Origin of the sequence: Kolteria novifilia (assembly GCA_007748055.1) — a bacterium.
Lineage (GTDB): Bacteria > Planctomycetota > Planctomycetia > Kolteriales > Kolteriaceae > Kolteria > Kolteria novifilia.
The window spans coordinates 7,571,173-7,589,213 of sequence record CP036279.1 but is presented as its reverse complement, the minus strand read 5'-3'; the positions used below and the strand labels follow the sequence as shown (position 1 = coordinate 7,589,213).

General features: G+C 63.2%; 16 protein-coding genes. 2 read left to right on the top strand and 14 right to left on the bottom strand.

The features are described 5' to 3' along the window. Window position 1: 1 nt before the first annotated feature. The 11 genes from Pan216_RS27825 to Pan216_RS27775 form a co-directional block, all read right to left on the bottom strand. Window positions 2-1,018 carry a beta-ribofuranosylaminobenzene 5'-phosphate synthase family protein gene (locus Pan216_RS27825; protein ID WP_145263465.1) on the bottom strand — a complete coding sequence of 339 codons (1,017 nt, stop codon included), beginning with the start codon at window positions 1,016-1,018 and terminating at the stop codon, window positions 2-4. Continuing rightward, window positions 1,015-1,608 (bottom strand): DUF447 domain-containing protein, encoded by a 594-nt coding sequence (locus Pan216_RS27820; protein WP_145263463.1) that lies wholly within the window; start codon window positions 1,606-1,608, stop codon window positions 1,015-1,017. Before Pan216_RS27820 ends, Pan216_RS27825 begins: the two co-directional genes overlap by 4 nt. Further along, window positions 1,605-3,047: a DUF6513 domain-containing protein gene (locus Pan216_RS27815; protein WP_145263461.1), complete on the bottom strand. Its 1,443-nt coding sequence runs from the start codon at window positions 3,045-3,047 to the stop codon at window positions 1,605-1,607. The genes Pan216_RS27820 and Pan216_RS27815 overlap by 4 nt, the downstream gene beginning before the upstream one ends. A 78-nt stretch (window positions 3,048-3,125) precedes the next feature. Beyond that, the gene (locus Pan216_RS27810; RefSeq protein ID WP_419193085.1) at window positions 3,126-3,971 is read right to left on the bottom strand and encodes a DUF4392 domain-containing protein; all 846 of its coding nucleotides are present in this window, start codon (window positions 3,969-3,971) and stop codon (window positions 3,126-3,128) included. Window positions 3,972-4,022: 51 nt separating this feature from the next. Next, window positions 4,023-5,714 (bottom strand): adenine deaminase, encoded by a 1,692-nt coding sequence (gene ade / locus Pan216_RS27805; RefSeq protein WP_145263457.1) that lies wholly within the window; start codon window positions 5,712-5,714, stop codon window positions 4,023-4,025. A gap of 70 nt (window positions 5,715-5,784) precedes the next feature. Next, window positions 5,785-6,930, bottom strand: a complete 1,146-nt coding sequence (locus Pan216_RS27800) for a vWA domain-containing protein (RefSeq protein ID WP_419193084.1) — start codon at window positions 6,928-6,930, stop codon at window positions 5,785-5,787. A gap of 231 nt (window positions 6,931-7,161) precedes the next feature. Next, entirely contained in the window at window positions 7,162-7,737 is a 576-nt protein-coding gene (locus tag Pan216_RS27795; RefSeq protein WP_145263453.1) for a Crp/Fnr family transcriptional regulator, read from the bottom strand. Window positions 7,738-8,171: 434 nt separating this feature from the next. Next, entirely contained in the window at window positions 8,172-8,870 is a 699-nt protein-coding gene (locus Pan216_RS27790; RefSeq protein WP_145254028.1) for an IS630 family transposase, read from the bottom strand. Then, window positions 8,867-9,310: a helix-turn-helix domain-containing protein gene (locus Pan216_RS27785; RefSeq protein WP_145254025.1), complete on the bottom strand. Its 444-nt coding sequence runs from the start codon at window positions 9,308-9,310 to the stop codon at window positions 8,867-8,869. The genes Pan216_RS27790 and Pan216_RS27785 overlap by 4 nt, the downstream gene beginning before the upstream one ends. A gap of 390 nt (window positions 9,311-9,700) precedes the next feature. After that, window positions 9,701-12,355 carry a DsrE/DsrF/DrsH-like family protein gene (locus tag Pan216_RS27780; protein ID WP_145263451.1) on the bottom strand — a complete coding sequence of 885 codons (2,655 nt, stop codon included), beginning with the start codon at window positions 12,353-12,355 and terminating at the stop codon, window positions 9,701-9,703. 85 nt (window positions 12,356-12,440) lie between these two features. Further along, a complete protein-coding gene (locus Pan216_RS27775; RefSeq protein WP_145263449.1) occupies window positions 12,441-12,752 on the bottom strand; it encodes an ArsR/SmtB family transcription factor in 312 nt (103 codons plus the stop codon). Between the two features lie 161 nt (window positions 12,753-12,913). On the opposite strand from Pan216_RS27775, the gene Pan216_RS27770 reads away from it, so the two are divergent. Then, window positions 12,914-13,408: an HIT family protein gene (locus Pan216_RS27770; RefSeq protein ID WP_145263447.1), complete on the top strand. Its 495-nt coding sequence runs from the start codon at window positions 12,914-12,916 to the stop codon at window positions 13,406-13,408. After that, on the top strand, window positions 13,405-14,583 hold the full coding sequence (gene dgt / locus Pan216_RS27765; protein ID WP_419193083.1) for a dGTP triphosphohydrolase: 1,179 nt from the start codon (window positions 13,405-13,407) through the stop codon (window positions 14,581-14,583). Before Pan216_RS27770 ends, dgt begins: the two co-directional genes overlap by 4 nt. A 365-nt stretch (window positions 14,584-14,948) precedes the next feature. On the opposite strand, the gene Pan216_RS27760 is transcribed toward dgt, so the two are convergent. Genes Pan216_RS27760 through rfbB form a run of 3 tightly spaced genes read right to left on the bottom strand, consistent with a single transcriptional unit; the run spans window position 14,949 to window position 17,898 of the window. Continuing rightward, window positions 14,949-15,893, bottom strand: a complete 945-nt coding sequence (locus Pan216_RS27760) for an NAD(P)-dependent oxidoreductase (RefSeq protein WP_145263444.1) — start codon at window positions 15,891-15,893, stop codon at window positions 14,949-14,951. A gap of 50 nt (window positions 15,894-15,943) precedes the next feature. Continuing rightward, window positions 15,944-16,834 (bottom strand): glucose-1-phosphate thymidylyltransferase RfbA, encoded by an 891-nt coding sequence (gene rfbA / locus Pan216_RS27755; protein ID WP_145263442.1) that lies wholly within the window; start codon window positions 16,832-16,834, stop codon window positions 15,944-15,946. Between the two features lie 5 nt (window positions 16,835-16,839). Next, a complete protein-coding gene (rfbB, locus tag Pan216_RS27750) occupies window positions 16,840-17,898 on the bottom strand; it encodes a dTDP-glucose 4,6-dehydratase (protein ID WP_145263440.1) in 1,059 nt (352 codons plus the stop codon). Between the last annotated feature and the right edge of the window lie 143 nt (window positions 17,899-18,041).

The following is an 18,041-nucleotide window of genomic DNA, read 5'->3' as shown; positions in this document are numbered from 1 at the left end:
GTCAGACGCTTGTCTCCGTGATGTGGGCCCCGGTGTTGTCGGCTTCGGTGATGAGGACTTCGTCTGGCGAAAGAGCGTCCTCGCTCAGCAGTCGCTCGCGAAGCCATTCGGCTCGGTCTCGGTCGGGGAGAACCGCGAAGAGGGTCGGCCCCCAGGAACTTTGGCCGACCGCGGTGACGTCCCAGTGCCGAAGCAGGGCGACAAGGGCTTCGAGCCGCGGATGCGCGAAGCGCCCTCCCTGCGCGGCGGCGAAGCGATCACCCACGATGCCGTTGTAAAGGCTCAACGACTGGGCAAAGCCATTGAAGTCCTTGTCGACCACCGCCGGCATGACGCCCAACAAGAGCAGCCGACAGAGGCGATCGGCATGCTCTTGGGCGATGGGAAGCGACTCGCGAAAGAAGCTTTCCTCGGGAGTTCCGTGGAGCCCCGCCGGCAGTTCCGGTCGCAGCAGCACGATCGGCCAGTCCTCGGGGAAGGGGTGTCGGCTCAATAGGGGCGCGAGGGAAAAGTGGGGCGACTTGCCGCCATCGACGAGAAAGCCGCCTTGGAAAAACCCGTAGACGCCAATGGCCGAGCGCCGTCCGCGTTCGGTCCAGCCCGCACAGTGATGGGGATTGAGCGATTTTCCCGCGAGCCGCTTCAGGGCGCTCGCCAGCGCGATGCAAAGCTGGGTCCCGGTCCCGAGTCCAGCATGTTCGGGGGCGGCGGAGCGAACCTCGACCCGGATGCCCTTCAGGTCGAGCCTTCCGCCCGGTCCGCAAAGCTCGTCCAAAAGCCGCTCGAGGCGTTGGCGAACGCTCGCCGAGTGCGGGCACTCAACGTGGTTGGCTCCTCCTCGACGGGATTCGACGTGATGGACCGCGATGGTCGAGCCGGGTTCGCGGATCATCAGCCCCGCGCCGCCAAAGGCGCGAACCGGAAGATCGTCTTCTCCTCCCGAGGGCTCGGTGGGACCCGGCATCAGGCCGAAGTGCAGACGGCTCGAGGTCTCGATGGTGATGGTGGAGGAACTCACGGGGTCACCTGCTCGGTTCTCGAATCGTTGATCGCGTGAACGTGATGCGCGAGCAGGTCGAAGGCTTCGTGCTCGCGTGGCCCGCCCGTCTTCTCGACGAGGATGCGCAGGTGCTCGAACTGGGTCGCGATCTCGTCCCAGGGAAGAATATGGACCCGCGACGCGAGGATCGCCGCTTCGATCACCGCGTGCCGGGCGCGATGGAACCCGAAGAAATCCCGGACGCGTTGCCGGTGGACGACTCGGGCTTCAAGACGGCTGCGCTCGCCGCTCTGGTCCCAGCGGTCGACGGTGAACTCGTAGTAGCGGCAACAGTTGGCCAGATGGGGAATCTTCACCGAGGTCGAGGCTGCCAGCGGCACGTCGGGGTTGCCGATGATCGCTTGCGCGAAGAGAAGGGCGTCGTCGCTGACGTGGAGGACCCCTTCACGGGTCGCCTCGAGATTGCGATAGGTGCGCGAGCCCTTGAAGGGGCGCAGCACGAACCTCTCCCAATCGCCGGCCGAGGACTCCTCGACGCTGGGGCCCATGGGGGCGATGTTGACCTCCCCCTCGGCGGACATCGTCGTCACGATCCCTTCGAGGATCACTCGGTTCCCTCCGTCGGTGGGCGCTCGCGCTGTCGTTTCTTCTCGAGGTAGCTCGCTTCCTCTTCGGTCAGCAAGCCCCAGCGAAGCGAGCGATCTTGAGTGTAGTTCTTCCCCAACTGCAGCGCGGTCGCCGCCTTCATCATCTCCCAGCCGAGATAGAAGGCGTGGGACGCATCGTCGATGCCCAGCCGCTCGAAGAGTTCAAAGGGATCGTCCGACTCAACGAGCAGGTCGCTGTTCACCACCGCTATCTTATCGTCGGTCGTGAAAATGCGAACATTGCGATCCTTGATCCGCTGTTGAAGCTGCTCGAGGTCGTCGATCGTTTGACGCAGGATGCGCGGATCGCGGAGCTGGACGAGCCGGCTGTCGCGATGCTTGGGCAGCCGCCGGTGATCGATCGCGTATTTCATCAGCCGCCGAGCGACGTCGACTTCCGCGACGGCGCCACGGGCCCAGTTGATCACTTCGGTCGTCAGCACGCTACGAATGCCGAGTTCCTGACAGAACCCGATCAGGACCGCGTTGACCCCCGCGCTGTCGACTTCGGTCAGCTCGGTCACGTTCCCGATGCCCATCATGATCTCGGCATCGGGAAACGCGGCCCGCGTCTGCAAGTAGCGCTCGAGCGAGGGGGCGAAACCAAACCCGATCGGCTCGACGATCGGATCGATGCGGTACGCGACGCCCAATTTCTCCAGACGCTCGACCGAACGGCGAAGCTGATCGAGCCAGTCGAGCTCGTTGTGATTGTCGGGGAGCAGGACGACTTCGGTGCCCCAGTCGGCGGCTCGTTCGAGGTTACTGGCGTTGACCGAGAGGACGAGCGATGCCCCGGAGGCCACGGCGGAAGCGACTTCTTCCGCGTTGAACGTGTCGATCGAGACGCGCAGGCCCCGAGCGACCAGTTCTTCCACCGCCGTGCCAACCTCTGACCAGACCGAACCGGGCGTGCAGCCCAAGTCGATGAAGTCGGCTCCCGCACCTCTAGCTCGTTCGGCGGCGGCGATCAATTCGTCCCGCGCGAGCCGATCGGCATGGTTGATCTCCGCGAGGATCTCGATGTCGTAGTCGCCGTAGGGTTCCTCTTCCGGCGGCAACTGAAAGTACTCGGGCAAGTTGCGAAAGTCCTCCGGGCCTCGGTCGAACGTGGTCTCGGGCCAGCGTTGCTGGAGCGTTTCGATCGAACCCTTGCACAGTCCGGGCAGGAGGACGAGCGAGGTCTCCGCGGGAACTTGGAGCTGCCGCGTCAACCAATCGGTGGTCATCAGCGCCGCGACGGAGATCTTGGTCGTCAGTACCTTCGGCGTGAATCGCAGCTTTTCCGAAAGCCTTCCGACCAGTCGTCGGAGCGCCGGTTCGGCGAGTCGTCCGGTCACGAAGCCGATCGTTTGTCCGCTCCAGCGGCTTTCCGATATCGAGGAATCGTGTCGATTCATGCGGACACGTTGATGACGGTCATGGGGAATGCTCTCGTGAATTCTTGCCTTCGGACAAGTATCCGAACAGGACGCAACTCAAGCGCCAAGCTCGGCGTCGACGACGCGATGCAAGTCACGCAACAGCGCGGCGCCCACCTCCCAGGATAAGCCATCGACCCGCGCTTCGGCCACGAGGGAAAAAGGATCGACGGCGCCCGCGGCGACAAACCGATCGAGCCAGCCCCGCGCTTGCTCGACGCTTGGCAAGAGCGAGCGGCCTACGACGAGCGACAGTCCCGCGACGAGCCCCCAAGCTCCCCAGTCGCCCGTTCCCGCTACCAGCAAATGGTGCGCGGGGACGATCGTGGCGATTTGCGGGCCACGCGGGATCGAGTCGATGACGCGTTCGCGAACCTTTCCCATCCCCATCTCATTGCCCCCGTCGCCGATGCCGATGGTGATCGAATCGCCGGGGTCGAGGAAGAGCTCGTCGACCGGCCCGGTCATCGCGGTGATGTCGGTGCCGCGCATCGACCGGTAAGTTCCATCCTGGTGGCGGCCGACGCGTTCGATCGCGACGCCGTGCGAAGGGGCCCGCACGAGCGGAAACGCGTCCGGGTAGAGGACCATGTCGTCGAATCCCGCCGCGCGCATGACCGGCTCGCAGAAACGATCCGACACGATGATGGTGGGCACGTCCAGCGCCGACAGCGCGTGACGCAGCGCGGCGGTTCCGCCCAAGCCGTCGGTTTCGCAGGCGCCGGCCCGTTCGATGAAAAAGCCCGTGATCAAGAGGACGTGCTCAGCATCGACGAGACTGTGGGCGGCCGCGGCGACCGAGCCGGGAAGGAGCAGGGGGGCGATCCCGCGGTGGCCGGGGTCGCGGGCGATGATCGCCTCGATCTGACCGAATGGATCGGGCGCGGGGGAAAATGAACTCAACCTTGGTTCCTCGTCGAAGCTGGTCGTGGCGTGGATGGTCGCGCCGAACTCCTACGCGAAGAGGGGGACGCGTTCGAAGGCCTCGACATCGATCAATCCTTGATCGGTGATTTTAAGCGAAGGGATGACGCTGAGGGAGAGAAACGACAACGCCATCAGCGGCGCTTCCAACGTGCAGCCAAGATCGTGGGCGATCGCGTGCAGCCGATGGAGGCCGGCGACCACCGTTTCAATTGGTTCGTTGGCCATCAAGCCGGCGATCGGCAGGGGAAGCATTCCCAGCACGTCCTCATCGGCGACCGCGACCGCGGCCCCCTGCGCTCGGACGATCGCCTCGACGGCGACTCTCATATCGCGGTCGTCGACACCCAGGACCGTGATGTTGTGTGAATCGTGCCCGACGCTGATCGCCAGCGCTCCGCGACGCAAGCCCGTGCCGCGCACGAAGCCGAGCCCGATGTTTCCCGTCGCGTGGTGACGTTCGACGCAGGCGATCTTGACCAAATCGCGTTCGGGGTCGGCGACGACGAGGCCCTCCGCGATCATCGGTTCCATCTGGAGAGCCTCGGTGATCAACTGGTGCTCAACCAGGCCGATGACGCGAATTCGTCCCTCGCGAGCGGGGATCTGGAACGCGCGATCTTCCAGCGGCCGGACGTGGAAGGTCTCGCGAACGAGGTCCTCCATGGCGTCCGGCGTCTCGACCGCGCACTGCCCATCCTCGGCGACGATCGACCCCGAATGAACCACGCGCGCGGCATGAAACGACTCGAGGTCGTCGACCACCACCATGTCGGCGTGCCAACCTGGCGCCAAGGCCCCGACCCGGCGCCGCGTGAGAGGGTCTCTTAGCCCGAAGTGGGTCGCGGTCGTGATCGTCGCCAGTTGGACGGCGCGCACCGGATCGAGACCCGCCGCGACCGCGCGACCGAGCAACAGGTCGAGATGGCCCTCCTGGAGGATCGTCTTGGGAAATAGATCGTCGCAGACGAAGGAACAACGCGGATAGGTGTTGTCCGTCACGAGAGGGAGAAGTGTCTCGAGATTGCAGGCGATCGTCCCGTCGCGAATGAAGAGCTGCATCCCGAGCCGGAGCTTCTCACGACCCTCCTCGAGTTCGTAGGCTTCGTGGTCCGAGGAGATGCCCGCGCGGAGGTAAGCCTGTAGTTTCGCGCCTCGAAGGCCCGGGGCGTGGCCGTCGATGTACCCACCGGCGACGAGCCCGAGCTCGATCTTGGTCATCATCTCCGTCGAGCGGTGAATAACGTCGGGGAAGTTCATGACCTCCGCCAAGCCGAGGACGCGTTCGCGCGCCAACAACTCGGCGATCTCGAAGACTTCCAGACGAGCTCCGCTGGTCTCCATCGAGCTGGCCGGCACGCAGGAGGGAACCATGAACCGCGCAGTGATGGGCAAGCCCGCGCTGGCACGCAGCATGAAGTCGACGCCCGCGGCTCCGAGGACATTGGCGATCTCGTGCGGATCGGAGACGACCGAGGTCGTGCCGTGCCGGACAACCGCTCGGGCGAATTCGGGAGGACTCAAGAGGGAGCTGTCGATGTGGACATGTCCATCGATCAGGCCGGGGAGGAGGAACTTGCCCCGGCAGTCGACCACCTTGGCGTCGCCGACCAAGTCTTTCGCGACCGCGACAATGACCCCTTCCTCGATCGCGACATCGGCGGGGTAGACTTCGGAGGTTAGGACGTTGACGACGCGAGCGTTGGCGAAGAGCGTTTGCATGACGTCCTAACGTGTTTCCTTGTCGGTCCTGCTACCCCGACGTTGACTTGCCCAAAGGAACGACCTCCCGTCAGGGATGGGATTTCATCGACAAGACCCGGTCACCCGGAAGCGTTTTGGGCTCCGTGTCCGACTCGTCACTCGGTTCGTCCGGATCGGTCTCTCCTTGGCCGCCGACGTGGCGGAAGATCCCGCCATTGCTCTCGGCGAGATCGCGCAAGACCTCCTCTCCCGCGAAGGTGAGGAAGCCGACGCAGTGAATCGGGATCTTCTTCTCGCGATTGCGGTCGTTGATCGCGCCGACGGTGCCGCCGTCGAACTCGCCATCGGTCAGCATGAAGATCGCGTCCGGTTCGAGCTCGAGCGCGAGGACCAACGCGTCGTGGGGGTCGGTGCCGCCTCCCGGGATCGTCGTGGCCACCCATTGCCGCAGTTGCCGCTTGAAGCGCAACTTGGCGTAGACCGGCTTCTTCGCGGTCTTGGGAAAGAACATCGGGAAGGTCTGGGTGTTGTAGAAGATGACGTAGAACTGCTGCGTCCGGTGAAGTTCGTCGATCGAGGCGAAGAGTTCGCGGGCGGCGAACCCGAAGCGTCCCCCGAGCCGCATGCTGCCGGAGAGATCGACGACGTAGACGAAGGTTTTGCCTTGGGCCTCAATGCCGAAGAAGGTCGCCTTCTTCTTGTTCATCGGGTCGCCTCGCCCGGCGCCGAGTCCTTGGCCACCCTGGCCGATGCCTATTCCCATCCGTCCCGGAGCTTCCCCTTGGCGGCGCGATTCGGAGGTGCCTTCGAAGACCGAGGCGAGCGGATCGAACGCGACGCCGTTCCAGGTCAGCGGACGAGCGGGATCACGGCTTGGAATCTCGGTGACGTGTTGGCCAAAGCCCTCCGGTCCGCCGATCGATGCCTCCTCCACTTCGGGTAGTGGCGGCAGGTCGAGTGTTTCCCACTCGGCCGCCGGTTCGAGCCGCGCGACGTCGGCCGCGATCAACGGTCGGGATCGCTTGGCGGGCGAGGGGAACAGGGCCAACCCCGCCGACAGGATGACCACCCCGTTGACCGCGAGGGAGACGGCGAGCGCCTGCCAACGAAGTAGCATCGCTTGCCAGAAGGCGCGGAGCACGACGAGGGTGAGGTATACGGAGCGCCGCAGTCGGCGTTTCCAGAAAGTGAATCGTGATCTGAAGGTCGACTTGGCCATGAGTGGCCCCCGCATGGAGATGATCTCCATCGTAGCCGGAAACGATTACGAACTCAAAGGGGACACCCCGAGGATATTCCAACCCGAGCAACGGGTGCCATGCCCACACCTGTGCGGGCATGCGGAGAAGACTGAGGCCAGCACGGCATGCGGCGAGGATCTGGATGAGTCACGACACTTTGCACTGGCTGACGCGCAGCCGATGGCACCTTACGAAGTCGATCGCAATGGCGTGACGGTGACGCTCTAATCGCTGTGCCCGGCGCGGCCGTAGAGCTCCAAGTGGCTGCCGAACCATCGCGAGCGAGCCAAGGAATCGTGCTGCGCGAGGATCAGTTCACTGATGAGCTTGTCGGCGCTCCGCAGACGACCGGCGAGGATCTTCGCGGCGTTCAGGCCGACCTTGTAGGCGGCGTAGTTGCCCTGCTTGAGCAACTCCTCGAACTTCGCGGCCGGCAGAAGAAGGGCATCGAGGTCGGACGCGGCTTGCACGCTCGCGGTGTGGGTCTCGCCATCGAAGAAGGAGATCTCGCCGAAGACGGCGCCAATCTCGAGCGTGGCGATCTGGGTGCGGTCGACGATCTGCGCTTCCCCGTCGTCGATGATCGGGTTGGTGAAGCCGTAGACCGAGAGGATGACGTGGGCGGTTCCCTCGACAATCACGTGTAGTCCGCGGCTCTCCTGCTCGGCGGTGATGACATCGTCGCCGGCATTGTAGTGCTCGCGTTCCATCACTTGGAGCAATTGGTTTCGCTCTTCTTCGCTCGTGTCGCGGAAGATCGGAATGTTCGCCAGGAAGTCAGGCGTCAACGACGGCATCATCCACTCCTAAGGTCGTGCGACGACCGCTCGTTCTCCTTCCAACACTCGCGGGTTGTCGAGTGTCGGGCCGATGCCCCGGGTCGGCCTTGCGCAGTCGCACTGCTCGGTCATGTTACTTCCGTCGCCCCGGTCATTCCAGTTCGGGCGGCGAGCTCGGGGAAGTTTTCGGGCGGGCGATCGCCGCGCCCCGGTCCTTGGACGCGAACCGTGGGCAAAAAGTTCGCGACCGGCCAGGCTGTGGTACGACTCAACAGCCTGTGACGGGGCGACGGCGATCGGGTTCCCCCCGGAGTTCTCCTTTGGCCGGATGCTAGGCTTCGTTTCAAAAGTAGGTCGTCGGCCCGAGGCTCAGCCAATCGATGCAGCCCGACAAAGTCCCGTGCCAATGCAGCGAGTCGAAGCCAGAGCCGAGTTTTGAGACGGAGCCTAGTGCATCATCCATTCTTAATTTTTGGGTAGAGTCGGGCCAGTTTGGTGCGTGCTTCGTCGATTTGTAGTTGCCAGTCGACGCCGCGCTGCTTCTGGTTGGTCTGATCGGACCAAGCCCCGATTTCGTCTCGTAATTCGTCGAGTTCGCCGACGCGTCGACCGGTCAGACACTGTCGTGTCATCGCGCTCAGTTCGCATTCGGCGACGTTTAGCCAGCTCCCATGCTTCGGAGTGTAGACGAACGTGATTCGCTTGACATAGGCACGTGCCACGGCAGGCTCAAACAACTCGTAGAACGCTCCCTTGGTGTGGGTGTTTAGGTTGTCGAGAACCAGCGTCACTTGCTGGCAATCGGCGTAGCGAGTGTCGAGCAGTTGCGCGACCTCTTGCGCCCAATCAACCTTGGTGCGTTGCGACCTGGCCGTCGCTTGGCGAAAACCTGAAAGCGGCTCGCTGAACATGAAGATGCTCGCCGTTCCGTTTCGTTCATACTCGTAATCGACTCGCTTGGGATGGTCCTTGGCAGCTTCAATCGGCTGCCTTGTTTCTTTGATCAGCTGGACCGGTTGCTCGTCCATGCAAATGACCGGATGGTCTGCATCGTAGGGTCTTTCATAGGTTTCGAGGACTTCCTCCATGCAAGCGACGAACTCAGCGTCGTTCTCGGGGGGGATCACCCAATAGTCGATCATACGCTTGGTCATGCGATTTTTTTTAGCGTCTTGCGAACGGTCTCGGGACAAATGGATTCCACTACCTCTAGTTTAACCAATTGATCGGCAAGCAGTTGCAGCGTCCACTTGCCGTATCCCTTGGGCGGCTCTCCCAGACGCATGGCGATTAGTCTTGCTTCGGCCTGCCCGTCGAGCTTCGGCGGAGTCGGTGGCTTCTCGCGTCTCATTCCATCCAATGCCAACGCAAAACTCTCGGTGACTAGGCGTTTGCGTAGATTCTCAACGGTCTGGACACGACAACCAAAAGCCTCGGCAATTCTCTCATCCGTCCACGCCGGACCGTTGGCGTCTGTCTTCAAGAGCATTTGTGCCCGTCGAACCTTCTGGGAGGAGCCTTTGAGCTTCTTGATGACCGCGTGACAAGTTGCGCGTTCCTCTTCCGTGAGGCGAACGATGTACTTCTTGTTCATTGGGAAACCTCCGTGCTTTCCAGGAAGCAGCAAGTTTCCTCGAACAGAAGCAATCAACCAACCCGAAATCCTAGGATAGATGAACCACTAGTACGTTGACTGGCAAGTTCGTTCCATGAGGTCTCACCCATCGTTCGTGCGGGAGACTGCCCAGTCATGGGCGAATCCCGCATGCCCACGGCCAGCGTGGGCATGGCACGCAAGAGTCACCTGGCACGTGAACGGACCAAGCAGCCCGGTGATCTATTCGCTGCCGACTACGAACGGCCCTTTTGACCAATCTCGGCGTCGAAAAACCTCGTCGAATCGACGGATTCGCCTGCGTTTGTTCTCCTTGATCGTGGCCAATATTGCTCGTTCTCGCCTTGGGCCGCTTAGATCAACGGACTGCTAGACGAAGAGGTTGACCGACGACTTCTGGGCTTCGCCCAAGTAGGCGGCGACGCCACCAAGCTCCACGCCGTCAATGAGTTCCTCCTTCTTCAGCCCCATCACGTCCATGCTCATGGTGCACGCCACCATCCGGACTCCCTGCTGGCGGGCGGTGGCGATCATCGTCGGAAGATCCGCGACGTTCTTATTCTTCATCACGTACTTCATCATCGCGGTCCCCATCCCGCCCATGTTCATTTGGGAAAGCTTCAGGCGTTCGGCGCCGCGCGGCATCATCCAACCGAACATCCGATCGAGCAGCCCCTTGGAGACGGGGGGAGCCTCCTTGCGTCGCAGGGCGTTGAGCCCCCAGAACGTGAAGAACATCGTGACCGGTTTGCCCATCGCCGCGGCACCGTTGGCGATGACGAAACTGGCGAGGACCTTGTCGAGGTCACCCGAGAAGACGACCAGTGTCTGCCCATCCCTTGGGGACGTAGTCGCGACCTCTTGGGAAGCTCCGGCGGTCTGCTTCTGGATGAGCGCCTCGACGGCGCGATCGGTCTGTTGGACCTCAAGCACGCGATGGCCGTTGCTCGCGCACCAGGCGCGGGCGTCGTTGGCGAATCCCGGGTCACTGGCGAGGACGCGAATCGACTGACCCGCTCGCAGTTGCTCGACCGCGTGGGCCATCGCCAAGAGAGGCCCCGGACAGAGTTCGCCCCGAACGTCGAGCGTCGTCGGCTCCGCATGGGCCTGCTGACCGTTGTTCGTCGCGCCGCCACCAACTTGACATGAGGTTGTCACCATCGCCTTTCCTCCTGAAGCGGCATCGTCGTCGCCCGCAACTTGAGTTTGTATCTTCGAAGGTTGCTCCTCGCCGTCCAAAGAGGGCGCGCCGCCGGGGTTGGGCTCGATCGGGTCCTCGTTGGGAGGCTCGACCATGGCTTGCCACAACCGCCAGGAGGTGAACCCGCCGGAGAGATTGCGGACATCGACGCCGTGCTGACGCAGCATCGTCTCGGCGAGGTAGCCGCGTTGGCCGACTTGGCAGTAGGTGACGACGGGACGGTCGCGCGGGATCTCGTCGCGGCGCTCACGCAATTGATCGAGCGGGATATTGACGGCGATCTCGATCGAGTCGGTCTGATACTCCGGCTCGGTGCGGACATCGAGCAGCGTCACCGCGTTATCCTTGATCAGCTCCTCGAGCTCCTTCGCGTTGACGTTCCTGGTTTGGCCGAGGAGAAGGTTGGCGGCCTGGAACCCGGCCATGTTGATCGGATCCTTGGCGCTGCCGAAGGGGGGAGCGTAGCAAAGCTCGGCTTGTTCGAGATCGAAGACGGTGCCGCCCAATTGAATGGCCATCGCCAGGACGTCGAGCCGCTTGTCGATGCCGTGACGACCGACCGCTTCGGCGCCGAGTAGTCGTCCCTCCTTCTTGGAGAACATGATCTTAAGCGTCATCCGCTGGGCGCCGGGATAGTAGCTCGCGTGGCTCATCGGATGCACCGTGACGGTTTCGTAGTCCTCGTGCAGTCGCTTGCCCTGCCGCTGGAGGGAGATTTCCGACTGGCCCGTCAAGCCGGCGGCGACGTCGAAGACGCGAACGATCGACGTCCCCTGGCTTCCGCGATAGGTGAGTTCCTCGGGTTCGAGGTCGGTCACGCCCACCGTGGCGGCGATGTGATCGGCCGCGAGACGGCCTTGACGATTTGCGGGACCGCCGAGCGGTATGTAGGCCTTGTTCCCGAAGACCGGCTCGGTGACCTCCACGGCATCGCCCACCGCGTAGATCGACGGGTCGCTGGTCCGCTGATGGGCGTCGACGCGAATCGCGCCGCGGTCGTTTAGCTCCAGGCCCGCGTTCTTGGCCAAGAGCGACTCCGGACGCACGCCGATCGCCAAGACGACCAAGTCGGTTTCGATCGTTCGGTCGTCGTCGAGCCGGACCCGGATGCGATCGCCCTCCAACGGTTCGAGATCGGCGACCGCGACGTTCAGGTGAAGGCGGACGCCGTGCCGGGTGAGTGTTTCGTGAATCGGGGCCGTGATTTCCTTGTCGAGGGCCGGCATGACATGGTCGGTCGCCTCGATCAGGGAGGTGGTGACCTTCCGCTGGCCGAGTTGTTCGGCGACTTCCAAGCCGATGAACCCGCCACCGACGATGACCGCCGAGGAGATACCGCTATCGACCAGTTCCTTGAGCCGGTCGGCATCGCCCAAGCTGCGCAGACTCTTCACTCGCGGGTGATGGGGACGCACCTTCTCGAGCAGGGCCGCGGGGCGGATCGGACTGGCGCCGGGCGAAAGGATGAGCTGATCGTAAGGTTGGTCGTACTCGTCGCCGGTGGCCAAGTCCCGGACGTGGACGAGCTTGCGCTCGCGGTCGATCGAGAGGACGTCGGTCCGCGTGCGGATCTCGAGATTGAGCCAACCCTCAAGTTGGGTCTTGCCGGCGACGAGCAGCTTGTCGCGTTTGACGATCTCTCCACCGAGGTAGTAGGGCAAGCCGCAATTGGCGAAGCTGGCGTGCTCCCCGCGTTCGAAGACGACAATCGAGGAATGTTCGCCGAGGCGCCGAAGTCTGGCGGCGGCACTGGCGCCTCCCGCGACCGCACCGACAATGACGATTCGGTGAGGTTCCTGGGCGGGCGAATCGTGATCCTTCATGAGACACTCCTTTCGTCTGGGCGTGGACGGGAGGGAGTGTTCGCCGACTGTTGAGCGGTTCGAAACCGACTCGATCAACGGTCCGCTACGAGCCGAACCGGCCCTCGACGCACTGCATCAAGCTGGCCAGATGCGGTTCGGTCACGTGGTAGTAGACACGTCGTCCATCGCGCTCGGCGCCGAGAAACCCACGGTCTTTCATGAGCCGAAGGTGCTCGGAGGCCATCGGGCTGGCAATGCCACACGCCTCGGCGAGTTCGCCGACGGTGTAACGTCCCCCCAGCAGCATTTGCAACATCCGCAACCGATGCGGATGGGCGACGGTACGCAGGCACTCGGCAGCCTCTTCGAGCTTGTCCAAGTCGATCAGCTTCGGTTTGGCCGCGGATTTCGCCATCTCCACTCCCTCCACAGATAAATATATCGTCATATTCCAATATGTCAATATACCAAAATATCGTGTTTTCTTCGGTTCGCGCCGTCGCCGACGTCCACCCCCCGATTTGTTATACTGCCGCCGGAAGTCTCTCTCGTTTCTTCGCACCAAGGATCAGTTGCATGGATCGGCTCTGGGCGCCCTGGCGGCTGCAGTACGTCAAGACCAACAGCGAACCCAATATCGACGACTTTATCGCCCACTACGATCAGCAAACCAACGATCGCGAGAACCTCGTCGTCTGTCGTAGCGATCTCTCGATCGTGATCCTCAATCGCTTCCCCTACAACAACGGCCACTTACTCGTCGCCCCCCGGCGGGCGCTCGCCGAGCTCGAGGAGATGACCGACGAGGAGATGATCGACGGCCAAAAGCTCATCCGCGACATGATCACCGCGATGAAAGCCTTCATGAACCCCGCCGGGTTCAACGTCGGGCTCAACCTTGGTCGCGCCGCCGGGGCGGGGCTTCCGGGGCACCTTCATTGGCACATCGTGCCACGCTGGAGCGGCGACATCAATTTCATGACCGTTTGCAGCGATTCCCGCGTCATCGTCCAGTCGCTCGACGAGCTTTGGGTCCAGCTTCGCACCCAGTTGGGTTTGCCGGTCGAATGACAGCTCCCAAGTCCGCCCTGACACCTCCTGGCAGCTTTGGAATGGGGCTCGCCGAGGAAACGTTGGCACCCTTCGCCGCCCGCTCCAGCCAGTCACGAGGTCGCCGCTTTCCTGAGAAGGAGCATCCCTACCGACCGGTCTACGTTCGCGATCGGGACCGCGTCATCCACTGCGCGGCCTTTCGTCGCCTGATGCACAAGACCCAGGTCTTCGTCTCAAGGGCCAACGATCATCAGCGCACCCGATTGACGCACACGCTCGAGGTGAGCCAGATCTCGCGAACGATCGCGCGTTGCCTGAGGCTTAACGAGGACCTGACCGAGGTCGTGGCGTTGGCGCATGACCTGGGACACCCTCCCTTCGGGCACGCGGGCGAACGCGCCATCGCCGAGTTGCTGGCCGAGCACGGCGGCTTCGAGCACAACCGCTTCGGACTCCGTCTCGTCGAGCAGCACGAGGTCCGCTACGCCGGCTTTCGGGGGCTCAATCTCACCTACGAGGTCCGGCAGTCGATGGCGCTGCATTCGAGTGAACGCGATCATCCCGAACTCGCGGAATACGAGCCCCTTGGCCGGATGCTCGTCGAGGCGCAAGTCGTCGATCTGGCCGACAGCATCGCCTACGGCACCCACGACATCGACGACGCGCTCCGCGCGGAGCTGATCGGGTTCGAGGACCTGCGTACGACCGCTCTCTGGTGCCAGGCGGAGGATCGGGCCCGGCTGGAGAGTCCGGTGCCGCTCGAAGGCAAGCAGCTTTCCCGAGCGGTCATCCGCGCCCTGATCGATTGGCAAGTCGACAGCCTGCTGACCGAAAGCAGCCGACGACTGGCGGCGATGGAGAGTCCCGAGGCGGTGAAGGGGGCGGAGGCCAACGTCATCGAGTTGCCGGCGGACGTCTTGCGGATGAAAGAGGAGATGGGGCGGTTCCTCTACGAGCGCGTCTACCGCCATCCCGACGTCGTTTCGGAAACGCGGCGCGGCCAGGAGATCGTCCGTCGTCTCTACGATTACATCCTGGAGCGACCGCACAGCATGCGCGAGTCGTTCACCAGCCAGTTTGGTCTCGCCCCGCTCGAACGGCTTGTCGGCGAGTTCATCGCCAGCATGACCGATCGCTTCGCCCGCGATTTCCACGAGCGACACCTCGGTCCGGTTCCCAAGCTTCGCGATTGATCGCGGTTGGGCTTTTCTCCGTCGGGTGGGTCTTGACCCACCATAGAGGTCGACCGGCATGCGTGTCAGGCAATAGCCTGACCTACGGGTCCGTCAAGCTCTAGGTGTCAGGAATTCCTGACCTCTCCTTGGGGAGAGGTCGGCGAACGTCGTGAGCCGGGTGAGGGGATGAAACGCGTTGAAAACGAGGCGGTTTGTCGAGGAAGAACCCCCTCACCCCTAACCCCTCTCCCACGGGGAGAGGGGGATCATCGAACTCCTCTCCCAGGGGGAGAAGAGAACCATTGAACTCCTCTCCCACGGGGAGAGGGGAACCCGATAGCCCAAGATGGTCGACCGGCATGCGTGTCAGGCAATAGCCTGACCTACGGTCTTCCGTATCGGATGGTGCCGAGCAAGCGCGAACCGGCGGCGAAGAGGTGAAGGTTTCGCAGAAAGAAGTCCTCGGTGGCGCGTTGGAACGCGGCGGTTCGGTCGAGCCGATGGGGCACGACCTTCACATGCCGCATGCTCCAGAGCGGGTCCTCGTTGTTTGGCTGTCCCTCTGGCCCGGTCGGCAATTCCTCGATCCGGTGGAGAAAGCCCGCCCCACGGAGCCGCTTCGAGCGGATCGCTTCTTGCAGGGCCGATTCGTCGACGATGCCGCGATCGGAGAGAGTGAGCAGCCGGGCGCCGGGGGACATCGCGTCCAAGACCGTGTGGTCGATAAGGCCTTCCGTCTCGGAAGTGGCCGGGAGCGCGACGATGACCCAATCGGCTCGCGCGACCATCGTGGCGATCTCGTCGGGGCCGAAGACCTCGTCGATCTCGAGGGTTGGCTCGGGATGACGCCTGGCTCCGAGGACTTGCATGCCGACGGCACGCAGCAAACGGGCGACGCTTCGTCCCAAACGTCCGGTCCCGATCACGGCGGCGACACCGCCCGCCAGGTCTCCGGGGCTGGGCGAACCGGTCTCCTCGTGTCGAAGGTTCATCGCCAGCATCACCCCGAGGGCACGCTCGGCCACGGGACCGGCGTAGACCGGAGTCGCGAGCGTGGTGTCGAGGCCTGGTCGCTGGATCGCGGCTCGGAGAGACTTGGGGAGCGTCGTTGCCGGGAGGTGAAGCCAGCGAAGTGCCGCGGCGTGCTCGAGCTGCTTCTTCGTCGGTGTCCCGAAGACGACGGTGGCCGCGGGAAGGGCGCGATCACGCTTCTTCTTCGACGTCCCATCGACCCACGCCGCCGATGGGAACTCCCGCCGCACGCGATCGGCGAGGTTCTCGGCCGGTTCCAGGGCGAGGATCGTGAATTCGGAATCGTTCGCGGACATCGGCGGTTCGTCCCCAGAGCAAGCTGTTGGGAAGGGCAGGGCGAGAGTGCTCAGTGGCCGTGCCGAGCGACTTCCTCGAGGTAGGCCCCATAGGCGTTGCGGTACTCGCTCGCCAGCGCCAGGAGTTGCTCGGCGTCGATGAAACCGCGATGGAACGCGATCTCCTCGATGCAGGAGACACGAAGCCCCTGGCGCGACTCGACCGTCTCGACGAAGTTGGCGGCTTGCAGCAACGACTCGGGCGTTCCGGTGTCGAGCCACGCGAAGCCGCGACTGAAGGGCTGGACGAAGAGCCGGCCCTGTTCCAGGTAGGTCTTGTTGACGTCGGTGATCTCTAGCTCGCCGCGCTTGGATGGCTTCAAGTTCGCGGCGATGTCGAGGACGTCGTTGTCGTAGAAGTAAAGACCGGTCACCGCGAGATTCGACTTCGGCTTGTTTGGCTTCTCCTCGATGGAGAGGGCCTTGCCGTCGTCATCGAGATCGACCACGCCGTAGCGCTCGGGATCCTTGACCGGATAGGCGAAGACGGTCGCACCGTCCTTCCGTTCGGAAGCCTGGTCGAGCATCCGGCGAAAACCTTGCCCGTAGAAGATGTTGTCGCCGAGGATCAGCGAGACGTGATCCTTACCCACGAACTCGCGGCCGATGATGAAGGCCTGGGCCAGACCGCCGGGATGGGGCTGGACCGCGTAGCGGATCGAGATGCCGAGGCGCTTGCCGTCGCCGAGCAGCCGTTCGAAGTTGCCAATGTCGGTCGGCGTCGAGATCAGCAGGATCTCGCGAATGCCCGCGAACATCAGCGTCGCGAGCGGGTAGTAAATCATCGGTTTGTCGTAGACCGGCAAGAGCTGCTTGCTCATCGCGAGCGTCACCGGCCAAAGCCGACTGCCCGAACCTCCCGCGAGGATGATCCCCTTCTGACAACCTGTCGACGCGCTCATGCTGACTACTCCGCTAGTCCGAGTCGTTCCCGTTGGTAGTCTCCCGACTGGACGCGGGTGACCCACTTGGCGTTATCGAGATACCAAGCGACCGTCTTTTTCAACCCCGACTCGAAGTTCTCGAGCGGTTTCCACCCGAGCTCCTTTTCGATCTTGCCGGTGTCGATCGCGTAGCGGCGATCGTGCCCAGGGCGATCGGTGACGAACTTGATCAGCGAGCGACAGGGGCGATGGGCGAGGTCGGGCCGCAACTCGTCGACGATCGAGCAGATGGTCTCGACGACGTCGAGGTTGTTGCGCTCCTGGTTGCCGCCGATGCAGTAGACCTCGCCGGGCGTGCCCGCCTCAAGCACTTGGGCGATGGCGCGGCAGTGATCCTCGACGTAGAGCCAGTCGCGGATGTTCTTGCCGTCGCCGTAGACGGGCAGGAACTTGCCCTCGACGGCGTTGAGGACCATCAGCGGGATGAGCTTCTCGGGGAACTGGAAGGGCCCGTAGTTGTTGCTGCAATTGGTGGTCAGGACCGGCATGCCGTACGTGTGATGAAAGGCGCGGACGAAGTGATCGGCCGCCGCTTTCGAGGCTGAATAGGGCGAATTGGGCGCGTAGGCCGTCGTCTCCTGGAATTTGCCGGTCGGACCGAGCGAGCCGAAGACCTCGTCGGTCGAGACGTGCAGGAAGCGGAAGTCGTCGCGCGGCTGCCCCACGAGAGCGTCCCAGTGGGCGCGGGCGGCGATCAGCAGTTCGAGTGTGCCGCCGACATTGGTCGTCATGAACTCGCGCGGGCCATCAATGGAGCGATCGACGTGCGACTCGGCGGCGAAGTTGACGACCCCGACGGGAGTGTGCTCGCGGAAAATGCGTTGGACGAGTTCCGGATCGGCGATGTCACCATGGATGAAGTGATAGCGTGGGTTGTCGGCGACGCTCGTGAGCGAGTCGAGATTTCCCGCGTACGTCAGCTTGTCGAGGTTGACGACGCGGACGTCGTCGCGCTGGAGGACTTGCCTGACGAAGCAACCGCCGATGAAGCCGCAACCGCCGGTGACCAAGAGTGTCTTCATGGGAACATGTTATCCGCGGGGTGCCAAATCGGACCGAGAACGAGCCTTTTTTCGCAGTCTATGGAAACGAGGACCAAGGTTGTCCCTGCCGGGGTCGTTCCGAATGTGCGGATCGTACGAAGGGGAGCGTGGAGAAGCAGCCC